This window comes from Nocardioides sp. NPDC054178, from assembly GCF_055585005.1.
In genome coordinates, this window is sequence record NZ_JBVJKY010000008.1 from 258501 (window position 1) to 276508 (window position 18008).

Sequence of the window (18008 nt, forward strand, 5' to 3'; positions counted from 1 at the left end):
GAGAAGTGTAACTTCGGTCACATGACGGCCGAGGTGATCGCGTTCCTGGAGATGCTGGCCGGGGATGCCGCGGAGGCCGACTTCGAGGGACCGTCGCGGGCCGCGCGAGCGGCGGGGATGAGCCCCGAGGACCAGGATCGGATCGACTACGCCAAGAGCCTCGCGCTCCAGGTCAGGGCGACCCTGGAGGCCCGCCGTCGGCGCGAGGGCGAGCTGGGGGCGCTGTTCGAGTCGGCCAACGACCTGGCGATGCTGACCAACCTGGAAGCGGTGCTGCAGGCGATCGTGACCCGGGCGAGGCAGCTGCTCAACAGCGACGTCGCCTATCTGACGCTCAACGACGAGCGCCGGGGTGAGTACATGCGCGTGACCGAGGGCATCCTCACCGCGGCCTTCCGGTCGACCCGGATCCCCTACGGCATCGGCCTCGGCGGCCTCGTCGCCCAGACCATGAAGCCCTACTCGACCGCCGACTACATCCCCGACGAGCGCTTCCGGCACGCCCCCGACATCGACGGCGCGGTCAGCGGCGAGGGCATCCGCGCGATCATCGGCGTACCCCTCCTGCTCGGCACCCAGGTGATCGGCGTCCTTTTCGCCGCCAACCGGACCGTACGTCCCTTCGGTGACGAGGCGAGCGCGCTGCTCGTCTCGCTGGCGGCCCACGCCGCGATTGCCGTGGACAAGGCCCGGCTGCTGGAGGAGACCCGGGCCGCGGTCGCCGAGCTCGAGGTCACCACCCGCAAGCTGCAGGCGCGCAACGAGGCGGTCGAGCGCGCCGCCGACGCCCACGACCGGCTCACCCGGATCGTCGTCGAGGGCGGCGGCGTCGACGACGTCGTACGCAGCGTCGCCGAGGTCCTCGGCGCCCGGGTCGTCGTGCTGGACCTCGACGGCGAGCCCATCGCCAGCAGCGCCCGCGACCAGCCCGTCTCCGACTACGAGGCGGCCGTGACCAGGCGCAGCCTCGACCTGAGCCGCACCGCCGGCAGCGGCGACATCTACGCCACCCCGGTCCTCGCCGGCGCCGAGCAGCTCGGCTCGATGCTCCTCGGTCCGCGCGAGGTCGACCGCGACGACGGGGACCTGGACGACGGCGACCAGCGGATCCTGGAGCGTGCGGCGTTGGTGACGGCGCTGCTGCTGCTCTTCCGCCGCAGCGTCGCCGAGGCCGAGGGACGGGTGCGGGGCGAGCTCCTCGACGAGCTCCTCTCCGGCACCACCCCCGATCCGGAGACGCTGCGCGAGCGCGGCCGGCTGCTGCAGGCCGACCTGTCCCGGGACTATGCCGTCGTGGTCGCCGACGTTCCCGGCGACCGGGCCCGGGTCGGCCAGGCGGCGACGTTCGTCGCGGCCACCCACGACGGGTTCGCGGCGGTGCGCCAGGGGCAGGTCGTGCTGATCTTCCCCGACTGTGACGCCCGCTCCGCCGGCGAGCTGGTCGTCGAGGGGCTGCGGCTCTCGGCGGGGGCGCCGGTGACGGTCGGTGCCGCCGGTCCGGTGCCGGGACCGCTGAGCAGCCCCGGCGCAGTGGTGAAGGGCTACGACGAGGCCCGCCGCTGCTTGGCGGCCGCGATGACCCTGGGGCGCGAGGGCCAGGTGGTCACCGCTGAGGACCTCGGCTTCGTCGGGCTGCTGCTCGGCTCCGACGGCCACCCGGCGGCGTACGTCACCTCCCGGCTGGGCCCGGTGATCGACTACGACACCGCGAAGGGGTCGAAGCTGGTGGAGACCCTGCGGGCCTACTTCGCCGCCGACCGCAACCTCACCCGCACCGCTGCCGCGCTGCACGTGCACGTCAACACCGTCACCCAGCGTCTCGAGCGCGTGACCCGGCTGCTCGGCAAGGGCTGGCAGGAGCCGGAGCGCCAGCTCGAGGTTCAGCTGGCGCTCCGGCTCCATCTGCTGGTCGCCTAGGAGCGCCGCCGGTTCACCCAGAGGTGGCGGGCGGTGCCCCAGATGCCGCGGCGGAAGAGCAGTACCACGGTCACGAACACAGCCCCGGTGACGATCCCGATGCCGTCGAACCCGGAGGAGGCCAGGTAGTCGGCGAGGATCACGATGAGGCCGGCGCCGATGACGCCGCCCCACAGGGTGCCGATCCCGCCGAGCACGGTCATCAGGACGACCTCGCCGGAGGTGGCCCAGTGCAGCTCGGGCAGCGCGACGAAGCCGTGCGAGACGGCGAAGACGCCGCCGGCGAGCCCGGAGAGCCCGGCCGAGAGCACGAAGACGACCAGCTTGTAGCGCTCGACGTCGTAGCCCAGCGCCCGGGCCCGCGGCGCGTTGTCGCGGATCGCGACCAGCACCCGCCCGAAGGGGGAATGGACGATCCGCCAGGCGGCCCACATCCCGAGCAGGATGATCGGCAGCGCGGCGTAGTAGAAGAAGAACGCGTCGGTCTCGACCGCCTCGATCCCGAAGAACGACCTCGGCACGCCCTGGAGCCCGTTCTCCCCGCCGGTCAGCGAGGAGGCCTGGTTGGCGATGAAGAAGAGCATCTGCGCGAAGGCGAGGGTGACCATCGCGAAGTAGATCCCCGACCGCTTCACCGACAGGTAGCCGATCGGCACCGCGAGCAGCATCGCGAAGAGCGCGCCGCCGAGGATCGCCACCGGGAACGGGACGCCGAGATGGATCGCGATCAGTCCCGTCGCATAGGCCGATCCGCCCCAGAAGGCGGCGTGCCCGAAAGAGAGCAGCCCGCAGTAGCCCAGCAGCAGATCGAGGGCCACCGCGAAGAGCGCCCACGCGGCGATGTCCATCGCCACCGGCGGGTAGACGAACCAGGGCAGCCCGAGCGCCACCACCAGGCCGATCCCCAGCAGGACCAGCCGCTGCCAGGGTCGTGCCCCGGCGATCGCCGCGTGCTGCTCGGTGACGCTCGCACCGGCTGTCGCGATGGAGGTCATGCCGTCGCCTCCTCTCGGCCGAAGAGCCCGGCCGGCCGGGCCAGCACGACCACGGCCATCAGCACGAAGATGAGCACCTGCGCGAACGTCGGTGCGTACGCCTGTCCGAAGGCCTCCACGAGCCCGACGAGGAACCCGCCGACGACGGCGCCCACGATCGAGCCGAGCCCGCCGATCACCACGACCGCGAACAGGATGATGATGAAGTCGCTGCCCATCTCGGCGGTGATCGCCCGGAACGGTGCGGCGAGCACCCCGGCCAGACCGGCGAGCGCGACCCCGAAGCCGAACACCGGCGTGACCCAGCGCCCGACGTTGATCCCGAGCGCGCCGGCGAGCTCGGGCCGCTCGGTCGCGGCCCGGACGATCATGCCCACCCGCGTACGCGTCATCAGCAGCCAGACGCCGAGGCAGACGAGCAGCGCGACCCCGATCACGAAGAGCTGATAGACCGGCAGCCCGACGCCACCCACCTGCACCCGGCCGGACAGCACCTCGGGGCGCTCGTAGGGCAATCCCGAGACCCCGTAGCGGCGCTTGACGAGGTCGACCAGCAACAGGGTCAGCCCGAAGGTGAGCAGCAGGTTGTAGAGCGGGTCGAGCGGCAGCAGCCACTGCACCAGCAGCCGCTCGACCAGCATCCCGAAGACCAGCATCAGCAGCGGCACCACGATCAGTGCCAGCCACAGGCTCATCCCCACGGTGTCCAGGAGCACCGCCGCGGCGACCGCTCCCAGCATGTAGAAGGCGCCGTGGGCGAAGTTGACCACGCCCAGCACCCCGAAGATGACCGCCAGGCCGAGCGCGGCCAGCGCGTAGAAGCTGCCGGCCGCGAGCCCTTGGACGGTGTATTGCAGAACCGCGTTCATACCAATCCCTCTAGACCTCGGATGCGCAGCTACATCGAGCAGCCGGACTCGGCCGCCGGGCGGAACGCCTCCTCGGCCGGGATCGTCTTGATGATCTCCTCGTAGTCCCAGTCCTCCTTGACGTCGGCCGGGCCCTTGACCCGGGCCAGGTAGACGTCGTGGATGACCCGGTGGTCCTCGGCGCGGATCTCACCGTTGCGCAGGAACATGTCCTCGACCTTCTTGCCCTCGAGCTCCTCGACGACCTTGTCGGCGTCGTCGGTGCCGGCCGCCTGGACCGCCTCGAGATACTGCGTCGCCGCCGAGTAGTTGCCCGCGTGGGCGTAGGTCGGCCGGTCCCCGGTCTCCTCCATGAAGCGGTCGGCCCACTCGCGCGACTTCTCGTCGAGGTTCCAGTACCAGGCGTCGGTGAAGATCGTGCCCTCGAACGCCTCGACGCCGAGCGAGTGGATGTCGGAGATGAACATCAGCCCCACGGCCAGGTCGATGCCCTGGTCCTTGAGCCCGGACTCGTTGTACTGCTTGACCAGGTTGATCAGGTCGCCACCGGCGTGCATGGTGCCGATGACCTGCGGTTTCGCGGCGCCCGCCTTGGTGATGTAGGTCGCGAAGTTGTCGTTCGGGAACGGCGTCGCGATCGTGCCCGCGACCTTGCCGCCGCCGGCCTCGATGGCGCCGGTGAACGACTTCACCATGTCCTGGCCGAAGGCGTAGTCGGGGTAGATCAGCTGCCAGTTCTTGTCGCCCTCCTCGGTCACGACCGTGCCGGTGCCGTTGGCCAGCATCCAGGTGTCGTAGGCGTAGTGGAAGGTGTACTTGTTGCACTGTGCGCCGGTCAGCTCGGTGGTCCCGGCGCCGATGTTCATGTAGAGCTTCTTCTTGTTCTTCGCCTGCGTCGCGACGGCCAGCGCGGCCGAGGACGTCGGCACGTCCAGGATCACGTCGGCGCCCTCGCGGTCGTAGAGCTCCTGGGCCTTGGTGTTGGCGATGTCCGGCTCGTTCTGGTGATCGGCCGAGGTCACCTCGATGTCGTCGACGACGGCCTCGTCGCCGTACTTCTCCTGGTAGTCGTCGATCGCCATCTGGATCGCGATCTTCGAGTCGGGGCCGGAGACGTCCTTGTAGACGCCGGAGGCGTCGTTGAGCAGGGCGAGGACCACCTTGTCGTCGGTGAAGTCGCCCCCGCTCGCGCTCGGCCCGCCGGCACCGCAGCCCGCCGTGACCAGGACACCTGCCATCAGCATCGAGGCGCCGGCAGCTGTGCGTCGCTTGTTCATCGTGTCTCTCCTCGTGGGGTAGGGCTGTGCTCCATCGCTGGGGACGTACGTCAGATCCCGAGGTGTTCGAGTAGCTCGTCCTGACGTTCGACGAACTCGTCGTTGTCGAGGCTCTCGACCAGGCGGCCCTGGGCGAGCAGGTAGTGGCGGTCGGCGACGGTGGCTGCGAAACGTACGTTCTGCTCGATCAGGAGCACGCCGATCCCGGACTGCTTCGCGGTGCGGACGATGTCGCCGATCTGGGCGACGATGACGGGGGCCAGCCCTTCGGACGGCTCGTCGAGCAGCAGCAGGCGGGCACCGGTGCGGAGCACCCGGGCGACGGCGAGCATCTGCTGCTCACCGCCCGAGAGCGTCGTCCCGCCCGCTCGCCGGCGGCTGCCGAGAGCCGGGAAGGCGTCGTAGACCTGCTCCAGCGTCCAGGCCGACTCCGAGACGCGGGGCGGCAGCAGGAGGTTCTCCTCCACGCTCAGGTTGGCAAAGATGCCGCGGTCGTCCTGCACCCAGCCGAGCCCGGCGCGGGCCCGCTTGTGCGCGGGCAACGACGTGAGGTCGCGACCGTCGAGCCGGATCGACCCGGTCAGGTGCTTGTGGAGGCCCATCAGGCAGCGGACGAGCGTGGTCTTGCCGGCGCCGTTGCGGCCGACGAGGGTGACGACCTCGCCCTCGCCCACGCTCAGGGTGGCCTCGCGCAGGGCCTGCGCCTCGCCGTACCAGGCACTCAGGTTCTCGATCTCAAGCACAGGGACCTCCATCAAGCACTGTGGGCCTCCCCGAGATAGGCGGTGATGACGCGTGCGTCGGCGCGGACCTCGTCGTAGGGGCCCTCGGCGAGCACCGCACCCTGCTGCAGGACGGTGACCCGGTCGGCCAGCTGGCCGACGACGTGCATGTTGTGGTCGACGAAGACCACCGTCCGCCCGACCGCGACGCGCCGGACGAGCTCGATGGTGCGGTCGACGTCCTCGATGCCCATCCCGGCCGTCGGCTCGTCGAGCAGCAGCAGCCGGGGCTCGACCGCGAGGACGAGAGCGAGCTCGAGCGCCCGCTTCTGCCCGTAGGCCATCAGCCCGGTCGGCCTGTCGGCCAGCTCGGTCAGGCCGACCTCGGCCAGCAGCCGGTCGACCTCCTCGCGCCGCCGCCCCAGCAGCTTCTCCGAACGCCAGAACTTCAGGCCCTGGTTGGTCAGCCCCTGCAGAGCGATCTCGACGTGCTCGCGCGGGGTGAGGTTCTCGAAGAGGCTGGTGATCTGGAACGAGCGGGCCACCCCGTGGCGGGTGATCCGCTCCGGTGCCATCCCGGTGACATCGTCACCGAAGACCGTGATCCGTCCGCTGGTGGGCTTGAGGAACCCGGTCAGCAGGTTGAACAGGGTCGTCTTGCCGGCGCCGTTGGGGCCGACGAGCGCGTGCACGGTGCCCTCGCCGACCTCGAGGTCGACGGAGCTGACCGCGCGGAAGCCGCGGAAGTCCTTGGTGAGACCCTCGGTCCGTAGTGCGCACCTCGGGGTCGGTGTGGTGCTCGTCACAGGGGCGACGCTAGGGAAGTGGTGAGACGTACGCCATAGGGGTTCGAGACACACTGGCGCCGTCTGCTGTGTGGCCGATCACCATGCCGGCCCGTTGCCGCCAGACTCACGGTCGCCCACATCCCGCGCGCCGGAGTTGTGTGCGGCGGCCACATGGCGCACGTCACACCGCGTCGCGATCCTTGAGAAATGGCCCCCACCCGTCTCGTACGTAGATTCCTGACCGTCGGCTCCTCGCTCACCCTCGCCGCCGCGGCCCTGGTCGTGGGCCAGGTGCCCGCGAGCGCCGCGCCGTCGACGGGCACCGCCGGCACCGCCACCGACTGCTCGTCGCTGGTCGGGCTGAGGATCCCCGCCCACCGCATCGGTCTGCCGACGACCGGTGCCGAGGTCACCGCGGCGACGTCGATGCCGGCCTCCGGGACCGGCCCGACCGCACTCCCGGCCTACTGCCGCGCCGACATCGCGATCCATCCGGTCGACCCCGCCGCCCCGGACATCCGGATGGGGCTGGCTCTGCCACAGGGCTGGAACGGGAGGACGATGATGTTCGGCGGCGGTGGCTACAACGGCACCGTCCCCAACCTCGCCCAGAACGTGCCCTTCGGGCCGGTCGACCAGCGCACCCCGCTCGGCCGCGGCTACGCGACCTACGCCAGCGACTCCGGCCATCAGGCCGACACCAGCCGCCACCCGATCGCCAGCCTGGACGGCTGGTTCGGCCAGAACGACGAGGCGGTGCGCAACTTCTCCGGTGACGCGCTCAAGAAGGTGCACGACACCGCCACCTACGTGATCACGAAGGCCTCCGGCCGCGCTCCCGGCACCGCCTACTTCGCCGGCGGCTCGACGGGCGGCCGCGAGGCCCTCGCCGTCGCGCAACGCTGGCCGCGCGACTTCGACGGGGTGATCTCCGCCTACCCCGCCTGGAACGCCGCGACCCTCGACCTCTTCTTCGGCCGGCTCACCCACGAGTTCGGCAAGCCCGGCGCGTTCCCGTCGAAGGCGCAGCAGGACCTCCTCGCGCAGCGGGTGCTGACCGCCTGCGACGGTGCGGACGGGCTCGAGGACGGGGTGATCTCCGACGAGGCCGGCTGCGACTTCGACCCGGAGACGCTGCTGTGCGGCGAGGACGAGACGCCCGGTGCGACCTGCCTCTCCCGGGAGCAGGTGGACGCGGTGGTGGCCGCCGACAGCAGCTGGCGGCTGCCCTACCGGGTGGCGAGCGGGGAATGGGGCTATCCCGGGTTCCCGCTGCTGTCCGGGGCACGGATGTCGACGCCGATCCTCGGTTACGGCACCACCGCACCGGCCGACCCGATGCCGGTGACCGCCGGCTACGGCATGCAGTTCTGGAACCAGTGGGCCAAGTACTTCGTCGCTCGCGACCCGCAGATCAGCCCGTTCGCGATCGACCCGGCCGACCCGGGAGAGTGGCAGCGCCGGATCAGCGAGCTGACCGCGCTCCAGGACGTCAACGACGCCGACCTGCGCCCGTTCGCCCGGTCCGGTGGCAAGCTGATCCTGGTCCACGGTGCCGCCGACGAGCTGGTCAGCCACCGCTCCACGGTCGACTACTACCAGCGGGTCCAGCGGGTGATGGGCAAGCGGGCGACCGCGGGGTTCTCACGGTTCTACCTGGTGCCCGGCGCCAACCATGCCAACTTCGCCCCGGTCGCCTTCTCGGCTTCGTACGACTCGCTCACGGCGCTGGAGAAGTGGGCCGAGCGGGGCGTCGCGCCGAGCGAGACCCAGGTGGTCGCCGACGGTAACGCCGGGGCCGACCGCACGCGGCCGTTGTGCGAGTGGCCGAGCTGGCCTGCGTACGTCGGCGGCGACGCCTCGGAGGCGAGCAGCTTCAGGTGCGAGATGTGACGGATGACACCCCCGAGCTTTCCTGTCCGTCGGTCGAGATGGTTTCCTATCCCTCATGTCTGTTTGGCGCACCAAGTCCATCGAGCAATCACTTGCCGATGCCGAAACCCCGGAGTTCACGCTCAAAAGGCGGCTCACCGCGGTTGACCTCACGGTCTTCGGGATCGGCGTCATCATCGGAGCCGGGATCTTCACCCTGACCGGTCGTGCCGCGGCCCAGTACGCGGGCCCGGGCGTGGTCTTCTCGTTCATCATCGCCGCGATCTGCTGTGGCCTGGCGGCGCTGTGCTACGCCGAGTTCGCCTCGACCGTGCCGGTGTCGGGGTCGGCGTACACGTTCTCGTACGCCACCCTCGGCGAGATGCTCGCCTGGATCATCGGCTGGGACCTGATCCTGGAGATGGTGCTCGGTGCGTCCGTGGTCGCGCAGGGCTGGAGCAGCTACCTGGTGATCTTCCTCGAGGAGATCGGCCTCGGGTGGCCCGAAGGCTTCGGTCCGGATGCCAACGCCTCGTTCGGCCAGCCCAACCTGGCCGCGTTGCTGCTCGTGATCGTCCTGGTCGGCCTGATCGCGATCGGCATCAAGGAGTCGCTGCGGGTCAACCTCGCGCTCGTGGCCGTCAAGCTCTTCATCGTTCTGTTCGTCATCGTCGCCGGCATGTTCTACGTCTCCGGTTCCAACTACTCCCCGTTCATCCCCGAGCGCGCTGGTTCGGTCAGCGGTGAGGGCATCCACCAGCCGCTGATCCAGTGGGCCTTCGGTCTCGAGCCGCAGACCTTCGGTGTCCTCGGCATCATCTCGGCCGCTTCGGTCGTCTTCTTCGCCTACATCGGCTTCGACGTGGTCGCCACGACCGCGGAGGAGGCCAAGAACCCCCAGCGTGACCTGCCCCGAGGCATCATCGGCTCGCTGGTGATCTGCACGATCCTCTACGTCGCCGTCGCCCTGGTCATCACCGGCATGGTGAAGTACGACGAGATCGACCCCGACGCCGCGCTCGCCACCGCGTTCCGCGACGTCGGACGCAGTGGCTTCGCGACCCTGATCTCGGCGGGGGCCGTGGCCGGTCTGACCACCGTCGTGATGACGCTGATGATCGGCGCCATCCGGGTCGTCTTCGCGATGAGCCGCGACGGCCTGTTCCCGGTGAGGTTCGCCCACGTCAACCCGAAGACCGGTACGCCGATCCGGATCACCCTCACCATCGGTGCCCTGGTCGCGGTCGTGGCCACCTTCACCCCGGTCGGCAAGCTCGAGGAGATGGTCAACATCGGCACCCTGACCGCGTTCGCGCTGGTCTCGATCGCCGTGCCGATCCTGCGCAAGCGTCGCCCGGACCTGCCGCGCTCCTTCAAGGTGCCGTTCAGCCCGGTGCTGCCGATCGTGGCCGCGCTGATCTGCATCTACCTGACGCTCAACCTGAGCATCGAGACCTGGCTGCGGTTCCTGGTGTGGATGGCGATCGGCTTCGCGATCTACTTCGTCTACGGCTACCGCAACTCGCGGGTCGGCAAGGGCGGCGACGACAAGACTGTCGAGCCGCTGCACATGTGACGCTCTCCTAGGAGAGGAAGGGGCGCGCGGCCGGTGGCCGCGCGCCCCTTTCATCTCACCGCGTCCAGCAGGCGATCGCCCAGGTCGGAGCGGAGGTAGAGCACCGACCGGCCGTGGCGGGCCGAGGTCAGCAGCCCGGCCGCGCGCATCGCCCGCAGGTGCTGGTTGACGGCCGTGGGGGTCACCCCGAGGCGTACGGCCAGCTCGGTCGAGGAGGCCGGCGCCTCCAGCAGGGTGAGGAGCCCGGAGCGGCTCTCGCCGATGAGGTCGCGCAGCGCCCGCGGCGCGTGCGGCCGGTCGCTGGTCCACAGGGTGCCGAGGCCGCGGGCCGGGTAGAACATGACCGGCGGCTCGGCGGGCGAGATCGGCGTCGACGGGTTGCGGGTGAACAAGGTGGGCACCACGGTGAGCCCCTCGCCCGCGGTCGTACGCCGGTAGTCGACCTTCGACGTGGTGAGCCGGATCGCGAGGACGTCGTCGGCGAGGGTGACCCGCGGCGAGATGTCGGCGAACATCGCCGCCATGCCGGAGTGCACGATCGTGCGCCCGCGGTGGACGATGTCGGCCTCCAGCACCGCCCGCATCCGCTGCCAGTGGGGTTCGAAGCAGGCGTCCCAGTAGTCGCGCAGAGCGGTGAGGACGCGGCGCAGCACGACCTGCGGGCGTCCGTCCAGGACGGCCGGCGGGCCGGTCTCGAAGTGGACGGCGGCGAGGTCGGCGCGGACACGGTCCGCCGGGGTCGCGGCGACCAGCTCGAGCTCGTCGTCGAGCCGGGCCAGCGGGGTGCGCGGGCGCGGGTTGAGGAAGTCCGGCGTCCAGAGTCGCCCGTTGGTCAGCGCCAGCAGCGGCTCGCGGTCCAGGTCCGCGGCGGCGACCTGGCGGAGCCAGGGCAGGTGGAGCGGGAACCGGCCGGGGTCGCGCAACGCTCGCAGCGAGAGGGTGAGCTCGTTGAGCGGCGAGATGGCGAACCTGACCTCGCTCAGGTCGGGACCGGCCAGCTCGTACCTGATCATGAAGCAATACGCTACATCGTTAGCGCGCACGTCCACGGGGTGCGACAACTGGGCCCATGATCCGACCTCCCAGCGACCCGGTCGAGCGCCCGCTCGTCGGTGCCGTCGCCGCCCTCTCGCTCGCCCGCGGCATGTTCTTCGCGGTCAGCGCGCTCTACTTCACCCGCACGGTCGGCCTCTCCGCGGTGACCGTCGGCATCGGCCTGACCGTCGCCGGGGGAGTCGGTGTCGTGGCGACGTACGCAGGCGGGCGGCTCAGCGACCGGTGGGGTCCGGACCGGGTGCAGCTGTGGGCGATGGCGAGCTACGGCACCGCGCTGCTCGCCTACGCCCTGGCCCGTGACGTGGTCGCGTTCGTGCTGGTCGCGACCTGGGTCTCGGCCTCGCGAGGCTTCCAGTCGAGCGCGCAGTCGACGCTGGTCGCGCGCTGGTTCGACGGCCCCGACCGGGTCGCCGTACGTGCTCGGCTGCGCGTGGTCATGAACGTGATGATCGGCGTCGGGACCCTGCTCGCGGCCGGCGCCCTGGCGGTGGACACCGGGGCCGCCTATCGCACCACGATGGCGCTCGTCGGGGTGCTGACCACGCTCGCGGCGGTGCCGCTCGTCGGGCTCCGGCGACGGGTCGCCGGCCTGGCCGTGCGGATGGATGCCGGTGCCGGGCCGACGGTGGCCGCCGGGCCCTCACCGCTGCGCGACCGCACCTATGTGACCGCCACGGTGCTCAGCGGGGTGATGGCGATCCACTTCGGGGTGACGTCGATCGGAGTGCCGCTGTGGGTCGCCGACCACACCGATGCGCCGACGGTCCTGGTCTCGCTGCTCCTGGTGGTGAACACCGTCTACGTCGCGCTCTTCCAGGTGCGGGCCTCGCGCGGCACCCACGACATCGCCACCGCGGGCAGAGCGGTCCGAGGCGCCGGGTTCCTGCTGCTGGCCGCCTGCCTCCTCTTCGCCGCGGCGGCCTACGCGGGTCCGGCGGTCGCCACCTGCGTACTCCTGCTCGCCGCGGTGGCAGCGTCGGCGGCCGAGACCCGTGGGGAGGCGGGCAGCTGGGGGCTGGCCTTCGAGCTCGCCGACCAGGAGCGGGCCGGTGCCTACCAGGGCGTGAGCCAGATGGGCTACGCGCTGGCCCACATGCTCGCACCCCTGGTGGTGACCGCCACCGCGATCGACCACGGCACCGGCGGCTGGGCGGTGCTGGGCACGCTCTTCGCTGTCACCGGCGTCCTCACCGCGCTGCTCGCCCGGCACGCGGCCGCCTCGCGCGCTCAGGGCGTCGGTGTCGAGCCTCAGCGCAGCGAGTACGTCGCCAGCGAGACGCCGGTGTAGTGCACGATGAAGGCGAGGATCGTGAAGGTGTGGAAGACCTCGTGGAAGCCGAACCACTGCGGCCACGGGTTGGGCCGCTTGAAGCCATAGATGACGCCGCCGGCGGTGTAGAGCGCCCCGCCGACGCAGATCAGCGTGAAGGTGGCGATCCCGATGCCGAGGCCCAGCGCGACGGCGCCGGAGAAGAAGGACGGGATGAAGAAGATCGCCGCCCAGCCGAGGGCGATGTAGTTCGGGACGTACAGCCAGCGCGGCGCCTCGGGCCAGAACACCCGGAAGAAGACGCCCAGGATGGCGCCGGTCCACACCACCGAGAGCAGCACGACCTGGGTGACGCCGTCGAGCAGCAGCAGCGAGAAAGGGGTGTAGGAGCCCGCGATCATCAGCATGATGTTGGCGTGGTCCCAGCGCTTCAGGATGGTGTGGGCGCGCGGGTTCCACTTACCCATCGCGTTGCCGCGGTGGTAGACGGCCGAGACGGTGAAGAGCAGCAGCGCGGCCATCGTGAACACCGCGGCGCCGAGCCGGGGAGCGCCCGCGGGGGCGAGCACGATGAGCACGATCCCGGCGGCGAGGGTGAGCGGAGCGCTGGCCAGGTGGATCCAACCGCGCAGCTTCGGGAGGGCCTCGTGAACGGTCGAGGAGACCGAGTCGGTGATGTTGCCGACCTTGAGGCGCATCGCATCCGTCATCTCACTCATGACGCGTAAGAGTATCGGTCCACCCTGAAGATCAGGTGAATCCCGTCCCGCTGGGTGATGTCGCCGCGCCGCCGATACCCTTCTCCTCGTGGCAGACTGGAAGGACGGCGTACGTCGAATTCTCTATCCCGCCTATGAGGCGCGGATGCTTCGGAAGCTCGACGTCTCCAAGCTGCCCAAGCACGTCGGGGTGATGCTGGACGGCAACCGCCGCTGGGCCAAGGAGGTCGGCCAGTCGACCGCCCACGGCCACCGGGCCGGCGCCGCCAACATCGAGCCGCTGCTGACCTGGTGCGACGAGATCGGCATCGAGGTGGTCACCCTGTGGCTGCTCTCCACCGACAACCTCAACCGCCCCGCCGACGAGCTGGCACCGCTCCTCGAGATCATCGCCGACGCGGTCGACTCGCTGGCCGACGTACGCCGCTGGCGGCTGCACCCGGTCGGCGCGCTCGACCTCCTGCCCGACTGGCTGTCCCAGCGCCTCAAGGCCGCCGAGGAGGCGACCCGGGACGTCGACGGGATGCTGGTCAACGTCGCGGTCGGCTACGGCGGCCGCCGCGAGATCGCCGATGCCGTACGCGCCCTGCTCAACGAGCACGCCACCCGCGGCACCTCGCTGGAGGAGCTCGCCCAGATCATCGATGTCGAGCACATCGCCGACCACCTCTACACCAAGGGCCAGCCCGACCCCGACCTGGTGATCCGTACGTCGGGGGAGCAGCGGCTGGGCGGGTTCCTGCTGTGGCAGAGCGCGAAGTCGGAGTTCTACTTCTGCGAGGCCTACTGGCCCGACTTCCGGCGCACCGACTTCCTGCGTGCCCTGCGGGCCTACGCCCACCGGGAGCGTCGCCTCGGAAGGTGACCGCTGGCCGGAACAACTCGGCGTGTCACCAGGAGTTCACAAAGAAAAATGCTCCGTGTTGCCACGGTCCGTTGGTCCGGCGTCGTAGCGTTGTACCAACGGCGGGGAACAAATTCCCGTCGCACCTGGAGGCCCGTTACGTGAGAAGTCACGAACCGAACCTGCGTCAGGATCTCATCGATCCCGACGGGTGTGAGGCGGTCGGCACCCCGACTGACGGTCCACCGTCCGGTCCATCTGATCAATGATGAAATGGCCGGACTCATGGGTGTATGAGCCGGTCGCGAGAGGTGATCCGCGTGGCCAACCGAACCACGAACGAGCATGTCACCGAGGCCGATTCGTCGGCCGCTCCGACACCGGCGTCGGGGTCTTCCCCCTCGGGCACTGCCCCCGAGAGCGAGTCGCCGTCAGTGCGCACCTTCGTTCTCGACACCAGCGTCCTGCTCTCGGACCCGAAGGCCATGACGCGCTTCGCCGAGCACGAGGTCGTGCTCCCGGTGGTGGTCATCACCGAGCTGGAGGGAAAGCGGCACCATCCCGAGCTGGGCTACTTCGCCCGCGCCGCACTCCGGCAGCTCGACGGGCTGCGGATCACCCACGGTCGTCTGGACACCGCGGTCCCGGTCGGCGAGGAGGGCGGCACCATCCGTGTCGAGCTCAACCACACCGACCCGTCCTCGCTGCCGAGCGGCTTCCGGCTCGGTGACAACGACACCCGGATCCTCGCGGTCGCGCGCAACCTGAAGGGCGACGGGCTCGACGTCACCCTGGTCTCCAAGGACCTGCCGATGCGGATCAAGGCGTCCGCGGTCGGGCTCAAGGCCGAGGACTACCGCGGTGAGCGGATCAACGACTCCGACCCGGGCTACTCGGGCATGGCCGAGCTGGACGTCGCCTCCGCGGCCCTCGACGAGCTCTACGACGACGGCGTCCTCGACCTCGACTCGGCCCGCGACCTGCCCTGCCACACCGGCCTGGTGCTGATGTCGGACCGCGGCACCGCGCTGGGCCGGGTCGGCCCCGACAAGCAGGTCCACCTCGTCCGCGGCGACCGGGAGGTCTTCGGGATCCACGGCCGCTCCGCGGAGCAGCGGATCGCGCTGGAGATGCTGCTCGACCCCGAGGTCGGCATCGTCTCCCTCGGTGGCCGGGCCGGCACCGGGAAGTCCGCGCTGGCGCTCTGCGCCGGCCTGGAGGCGGTCATGGAGCGCAACCAGCACAAGAAGGTGCTCATCTTCCGCCCGCTCTTCGCCGTCGGCGGCCAGGAGCTCGGCTATCTGCCCGGCACCGAGGGCGAGAAGATGTCGCCGTGGGGCCAGGCGGTCTTCGACACCCTCTCCGCGGTGACCACGCAGGACGTGATCGACGAGATCATCGACCGGGGCATGCTGGAGGTGCTGCCGCTGACCCACATCCGCGGCCGGTCGCTGCACGACTCGTTCGTGATCGTCGACGAGGCGCAGTCGCTGGAGCGCAACGTGCTCCTGACGGTGCTCTCCCGGATCGGCGCCAACTCGAAGGTCGTGCTCACCCACGACGTCGCCCAGCGCGACAACCTCCGGGTCGGACGTCACGACGGCGTGGTCGCGGTGATCGAGAAGCTGAAGGGTCACCCGCTCTTCTCCCACGTCACCCTGACCCGCTCCGAGCGCTCGCCGATCGCCGCGCTGGTCACCGAGATGCTGGAGAACGTGGTTCCGTGACGCCGTAATCATTGTCACGTCAACGGCCCCAGACCGGTAAGGTCTGGGGCCGTTGTGACTTCTGTGACTTGTGTTACGGAAGTGATGCTCAGGACGGTCATTTCTGACCTACAAACGGTGCGTCCGGTTTGATACGGGGTTGGTGCTCATGCATTGTTTGCGGGTCTGCAATGCCTCAGCCCCCGAATGAGAGCCCGTGACCAAGCCTGTTCATCGTGCCCCGCGACATCGCGGTGCACCAGCGAATCCGCTTGTCGACGTTCCGCACAAGGCTGCGCGTACGACCGCCAAGACAACCCTCCTCCTCTCCGTCCTCGCCCTCGGCGGGACGGGCGCCGCAGTCGCCGGCGGGGTGGCCTACACCGGCCCCGCCACCGACGACCCGACGCTCAGCGCGGGTGAAGCGGCCGCTGACATCCCCGAGCTCACCGACGCCCAGCGCGCCGCGATCGAGGCCGAGTCCGCCGCCCGCGGCGGCGAGACCACCCTGTCGCGTTCGGCCGGTGACCGCCGCGAGGTCGCCGACCCCGGCAAGCAGGCCGCCCTGTCGGTCGGCGACGACGTCCGGGCCATCGCCGGCGTCGAAGAGATCGAGATCGATCTGCGCAACCCCAAGGACATCGCCAAGTCGATGCTGGGGGACTTCGGCTGGGGTCTGGACCAGTTCTCCTGCCTCGAGCCGCTCTGGGAGAAGGAGTCGGGCTGGAACACCACCGCCGCCAACCCCTCCTCCAGCGCCTACGGCATCCCGCAGGCCCTCCCCGGCTCCAAGATGGCCTCCGCCGGCGACGACTGGGAGACCAACCCCGCCACCCAGATCGAGTGGGGCCTCGGCTACATCAACGACCGCTACGGCTCCCCCTGCGGCGCCTGGAGCCACTCCCAGTCCGCAGGCTGGTACTGAGCGACCCAGAGTCGGCTCATCCTGACGTGAAATCTCGCCGAGTCGGCGCGTCATGACGCGCCGACTCGGCGATCTCAGGGGTGGGTCATCGACTCGACGTCGAGGGCTTCGTCCAGCTGAGCCTCGGTGAGGGTGCCGTCGGCGACGTAGCCGAGCTTGATCACGGTGTCCTTGATCGTGGCGCCCTCGGCGAGGGCCTGCTTGGCGACCTTGGCGGCAGCCTCGTAGCCGATGTGCTTGTTGAGCGGCGTGACGATCGAGGGGGAGGACTCGGCGTAGGCGCGCAGACGCTCCGGGACGGGCACGATCCCGTCGACCGTACGCTCGGCCAGGACGGTCATCGAGGTCGCCAGCAGCCGGATCGACTCCAGGATGTTGCGGGCCATCACCGGCATCGCGACGTTGAGCTCGAAGGCGCCCGACGCGCCGGCGGCGGTCACCGCGGCGTCGTTGCCGATCACCTGGAAAGCCACCATCAAGGTGGCCTCGGGCACGACCGGGTTGACCTTGCCGGGCATGATCGAGGAGCCCGGCTGGAGGTCGGGCAGGTGGATCTCGGCCAGGCCGGTGGTGGGGCCCGACGACATCCAGCGCAGGTCGTTGTTGATCTTGATGAGGCCGACCGCGATGGTCTTCAGGACGCCGGAGAGCTCGACCAGCGAGTCGCGGGTGCCCTGGGCCTCGAAGTGGTTGCGCGCCTCGGTGAACGGCTGGCCGGTGCGGTCGGAGAGGTCGGCGATCACGGCCTGCGGGAAACCTGCGGGCGTGTTGATGCCGGTGCCGACCGCGGTGCCGCCCAGCGCCAGCTCGCGCACCCTCGGGAGCACGGACTCGAGCCGCTCGGCCGCGTAGCGGATCGTGGCTGCGTACCCTCCGAACTCCTGGCCCAGGGTGACCGGGGTGGCGTCCATCAGGTGCGTACGCCCGGACTTCACCAGGCCGGAGAACTCCTCGGCCTTCGCCTCGAGCGAGGTCGCCAGCCGGTCGATCGCGGGCAGCAGCTGCTCGGTGACGGCGACGGCGGCGGCGACGTGGATCGCGGTCGGGAAGGTGTCGTTGGAGGACTGGGAGGCGTTGACGTGGTCGTTGGGATGTACGTCGCCCCCTGCCCGGGCCACCAGCGAGGCGATCACCTCGTTGGCGTTCATGTTGGAGGAGGTGCCGGAGCCGGTCTGGAAGACGTCGATCGGGAACGCGTCGTCGTGGCGGCCCTCGGAGACCTCTCCCGCGGCGGCGATGATCGCCTCGGCCTTGTCGCCGGGCAGCACGCCGAGATCGGCGTTGGCCTTGGCGGCGGCCGCCTTCACATGACCGATCGCATGGATCAGCGCCGGCTCGATCGGAGTGCCCGAGATGGGGAAGTTCTCCACGGCCCGCTGGGTCTGGGCGCGCCACAGCGCGTCCTTCGGGACCCGGACCTCACCCATGGAGTCGTGCTCGATGCGAAAGCTCATGTCGTCCATGTCTGGTTC

Annotated in this window: 15 protein-coding genes; 7 read left to right on the forward strand and 8 right to left on the reverse strand. The window is 70.1% G+C overall.

Going from position 1 to position 18008, the window contains the following annotated elements:
- Positions 1-21 precede the first annotated feature (21 nt).
- Positions 22-1917 carry a helix-turn-helix domain-containing protein gene (locus ACZ6WN_RS25330; protein ID WP_465868669.1) on the forward strand — a complete coding sequence of 632 codons (1896 nt, stop codon included), beginning with the start codon at positions 22-24 and terminating at the stop codon, positions 1915-1917.
- On the opposite strand, the gene ACZ6WN_RS25335 is transcribed toward ACZ6WN_RS25330, so the two are convergent.
- Genes ACZ6WN_RS25335 through ACZ6WN_RS25355 form a run of 5 tightly spaced genes read right to left on the reverse strand, consistent with a single transcriptional unit; the run spans position 1914 to position 6586 of the window.
- Entirely contained in the window at positions 1914-2912 is a 999-nt protein-coding gene (locus ACZ6WN_RS25335; RefSeq protein ID WP_465868670.1) for a branched-chain amino acid ABC transporter permease, read from the reverse strand. The two genes, ACZ6WN_RS25330 and ACZ6WN_RS25335, sit on opposite strands and share 4 nt — an antisense overlap.
- Positions 2909-3781 (reverse strand): branched-chain amino acid ABC transporter permease, encoded by an 873-nt coding sequence (locus tag ACZ6WN_RS25340; RefSeq protein WP_350662315.1) that lies wholly within the window; start codon positions 3779-3781, stop codon positions 2909-2911. Before ACZ6WN_RS25340 ends, ACZ6WN_RS25335 begins: the two co-directional genes overlap by 4 nt.
- A gap of 29 nt (positions 3782-3810) precedes the next feature.
- Positions 3811-5058 carry an ABC transporter substrate-binding protein gene (locus ACZ6WN_RS25345; protein ID WP_465868671.1) on the reverse strand — a complete coding sequence of 416 codons (1248 nt, stop codon included), beginning with the start codon at positions 5056-5058 and terminating at the stop codon, positions 3811-3813.
- 50 nt (positions 5059-5108) lie between these two features.
- The gene (locus tag ACZ6WN_RS25350; RefSeq protein WP_465868673.1) at positions 5109-5801 is read right to left on the reverse strand and encodes an ABC transporter ATP-binding protein; all 693 of its coding nucleotides are present in this window, start codon (positions 5799-5801) and stop codon (positions 5109-5111) included.
- 11 nt (positions 5802-5812) lie between these two features.
- Positions 5813-6586 carry an ABC transporter ATP-binding protein gene (locus ACZ6WN_RS25355; protein ID WP_465868675.1) on the reverse strand — a complete coding sequence of 258 codons (774 nt, stop codon included), beginning with the start codon at positions 6584-6586 and terminating at the stop codon, positions 5813-5815.
- 189 nt (positions 6587-6775) lie between these two features.
- Here ACZ6WN_RS25355 and ACZ6WN_RS25360 point away from each other — a divergent pair, with 189 nt between their 5' ends.
- Both ACZ6WN_RS25360 and ACZ6WN_RS25365 read left to right on the forward strand, forming a co-directional pair.
- The gene (locus ACZ6WN_RS25360) at positions 6776-8461 is read left to right on the forward strand and encodes a tannase/feruloyl esterase family alpha/beta hydrolase (RefSeq protein WP_465868676.1); all 1686 of its coding nucleotides are present in this window, start codon (positions 6776-6778) and stop codon (positions 8459-8461) included.
- Between the two features lie 55 nt (positions 8462-8516).
- A complete protein-coding gene (locus tag ACZ6WN_RS25365; protein ID WP_465868677.1) occupies positions 8517-10016 on the forward strand; it encodes an amino acid permease in 1500 nt (499 codons plus the stop codon).
- Between the two features lie 50 nt (positions 10017-10066).
- On the opposite strand, the gene ACZ6WN_RS25370 is transcribed toward ACZ6WN_RS25365, so the two are convergent.
- The gene (locus ACZ6WN_RS25370; protein ID WP_465868679.1) at positions 10067-11029 is read right to left on the reverse strand and encodes an ArsR/SmtB family transcription factor; all 963 of its coding nucleotides are present in this window, start codon (positions 11027-11029) and stop codon (positions 10067-10069) included.
- 56 nt (positions 11030-11085) lie between these two features.
- Between ACZ6WN_RS25370 and ACZ6WN_RS25375 the strand changes: the two genes are divergently transcribed.
- On the forward strand, positions 11086-12360 hold the full coding sequence (locus tag ACZ6WN_RS25375; RefSeq protein ID WP_465868681.1) for an MFS transporter: 1275 nt from the start codon (positions 11086-11088) through the stop codon (positions 12358-12360).
- Here ACZ6WN_RS25375 and trhA read toward each other — a convergent pair.
- Positions 12321-13061 (reverse strand): PAQR family membrane homeostasis protein TrhA, encoded by a 741-nt coding sequence (gene trhA / locus ACZ6WN_RS25380; RefSeq protein ID WP_465868682.1) that lies wholly within the window; start codon positions 13059-13061, stop codon positions 12321-12323. The two genes, ACZ6WN_RS25375 and trhA, sit on opposite strands and share 40 nt — an antisense overlap.
- Before the next feature lie 88 nt (positions 13062-13149).
- Here trhA and ACZ6WN_RS25385 point away from each other — a divergent pair, with 88 nt between their 5' ends.
- The 3 genes from ACZ6WN_RS25385 (at position 13150) to ACZ6WN_RS25395 (ending at position 16536) form a co-directional block, all read left to right on the forward strand.
- Positions 13150-13926 carry an isoprenyl transferase gene (locus ACZ6WN_RS25385; RefSeq protein ID WP_465868684.1) on the forward strand — a complete coding sequence of 259 codons (777 nt, stop codon included), beginning with the start codon at positions 13150-13152 and terminating at the stop codon, positions 13924-13926.
- A 299-nt stretch (positions 13927-14225) separates the two neighbouring features.
- The gene (locus ACZ6WN_RS25390) at positions 14226-15632 is read left to right on the forward strand and encodes a PhoH family protein (RefSeq protein WP_465868685.1); all 1407 of its coding nucleotides are present in this window, start codon (positions 14226-14228) and stop codon (positions 15630-15632) included.
- A 196-nt stretch (positions 15633-15828) separates the two neighbouring features.
- A complete protein-coding gene (locus tag ACZ6WN_RS25395; RefSeq protein WP_465868686.1) occupies positions 15829-16536 on the forward strand; it encodes an aggregation-promoting factor C-terminal-like domain-containing protein in 708 nt (235 codons plus the stop codon).
- 74 nt (positions 16537-16610) lie between these two features.
- On the opposite strand, the gene ACZ6WN_RS25400 is transcribed toward ACZ6WN_RS25395, so the two are convergent.
- Positions 16611-17999 carry a class II fumarate hydratase gene (locus tag ACZ6WN_RS25400; protein ID WP_465868687.1) on the reverse strand — a complete coding sequence of 463 codons (1389 nt, stop codon included), beginning with the start codon at positions 17997-17999 and terminating at the stop codon, positions 16611-16613.
- Between the last annotated feature and the right edge of the window lie 9 nt (positions 18000-18008).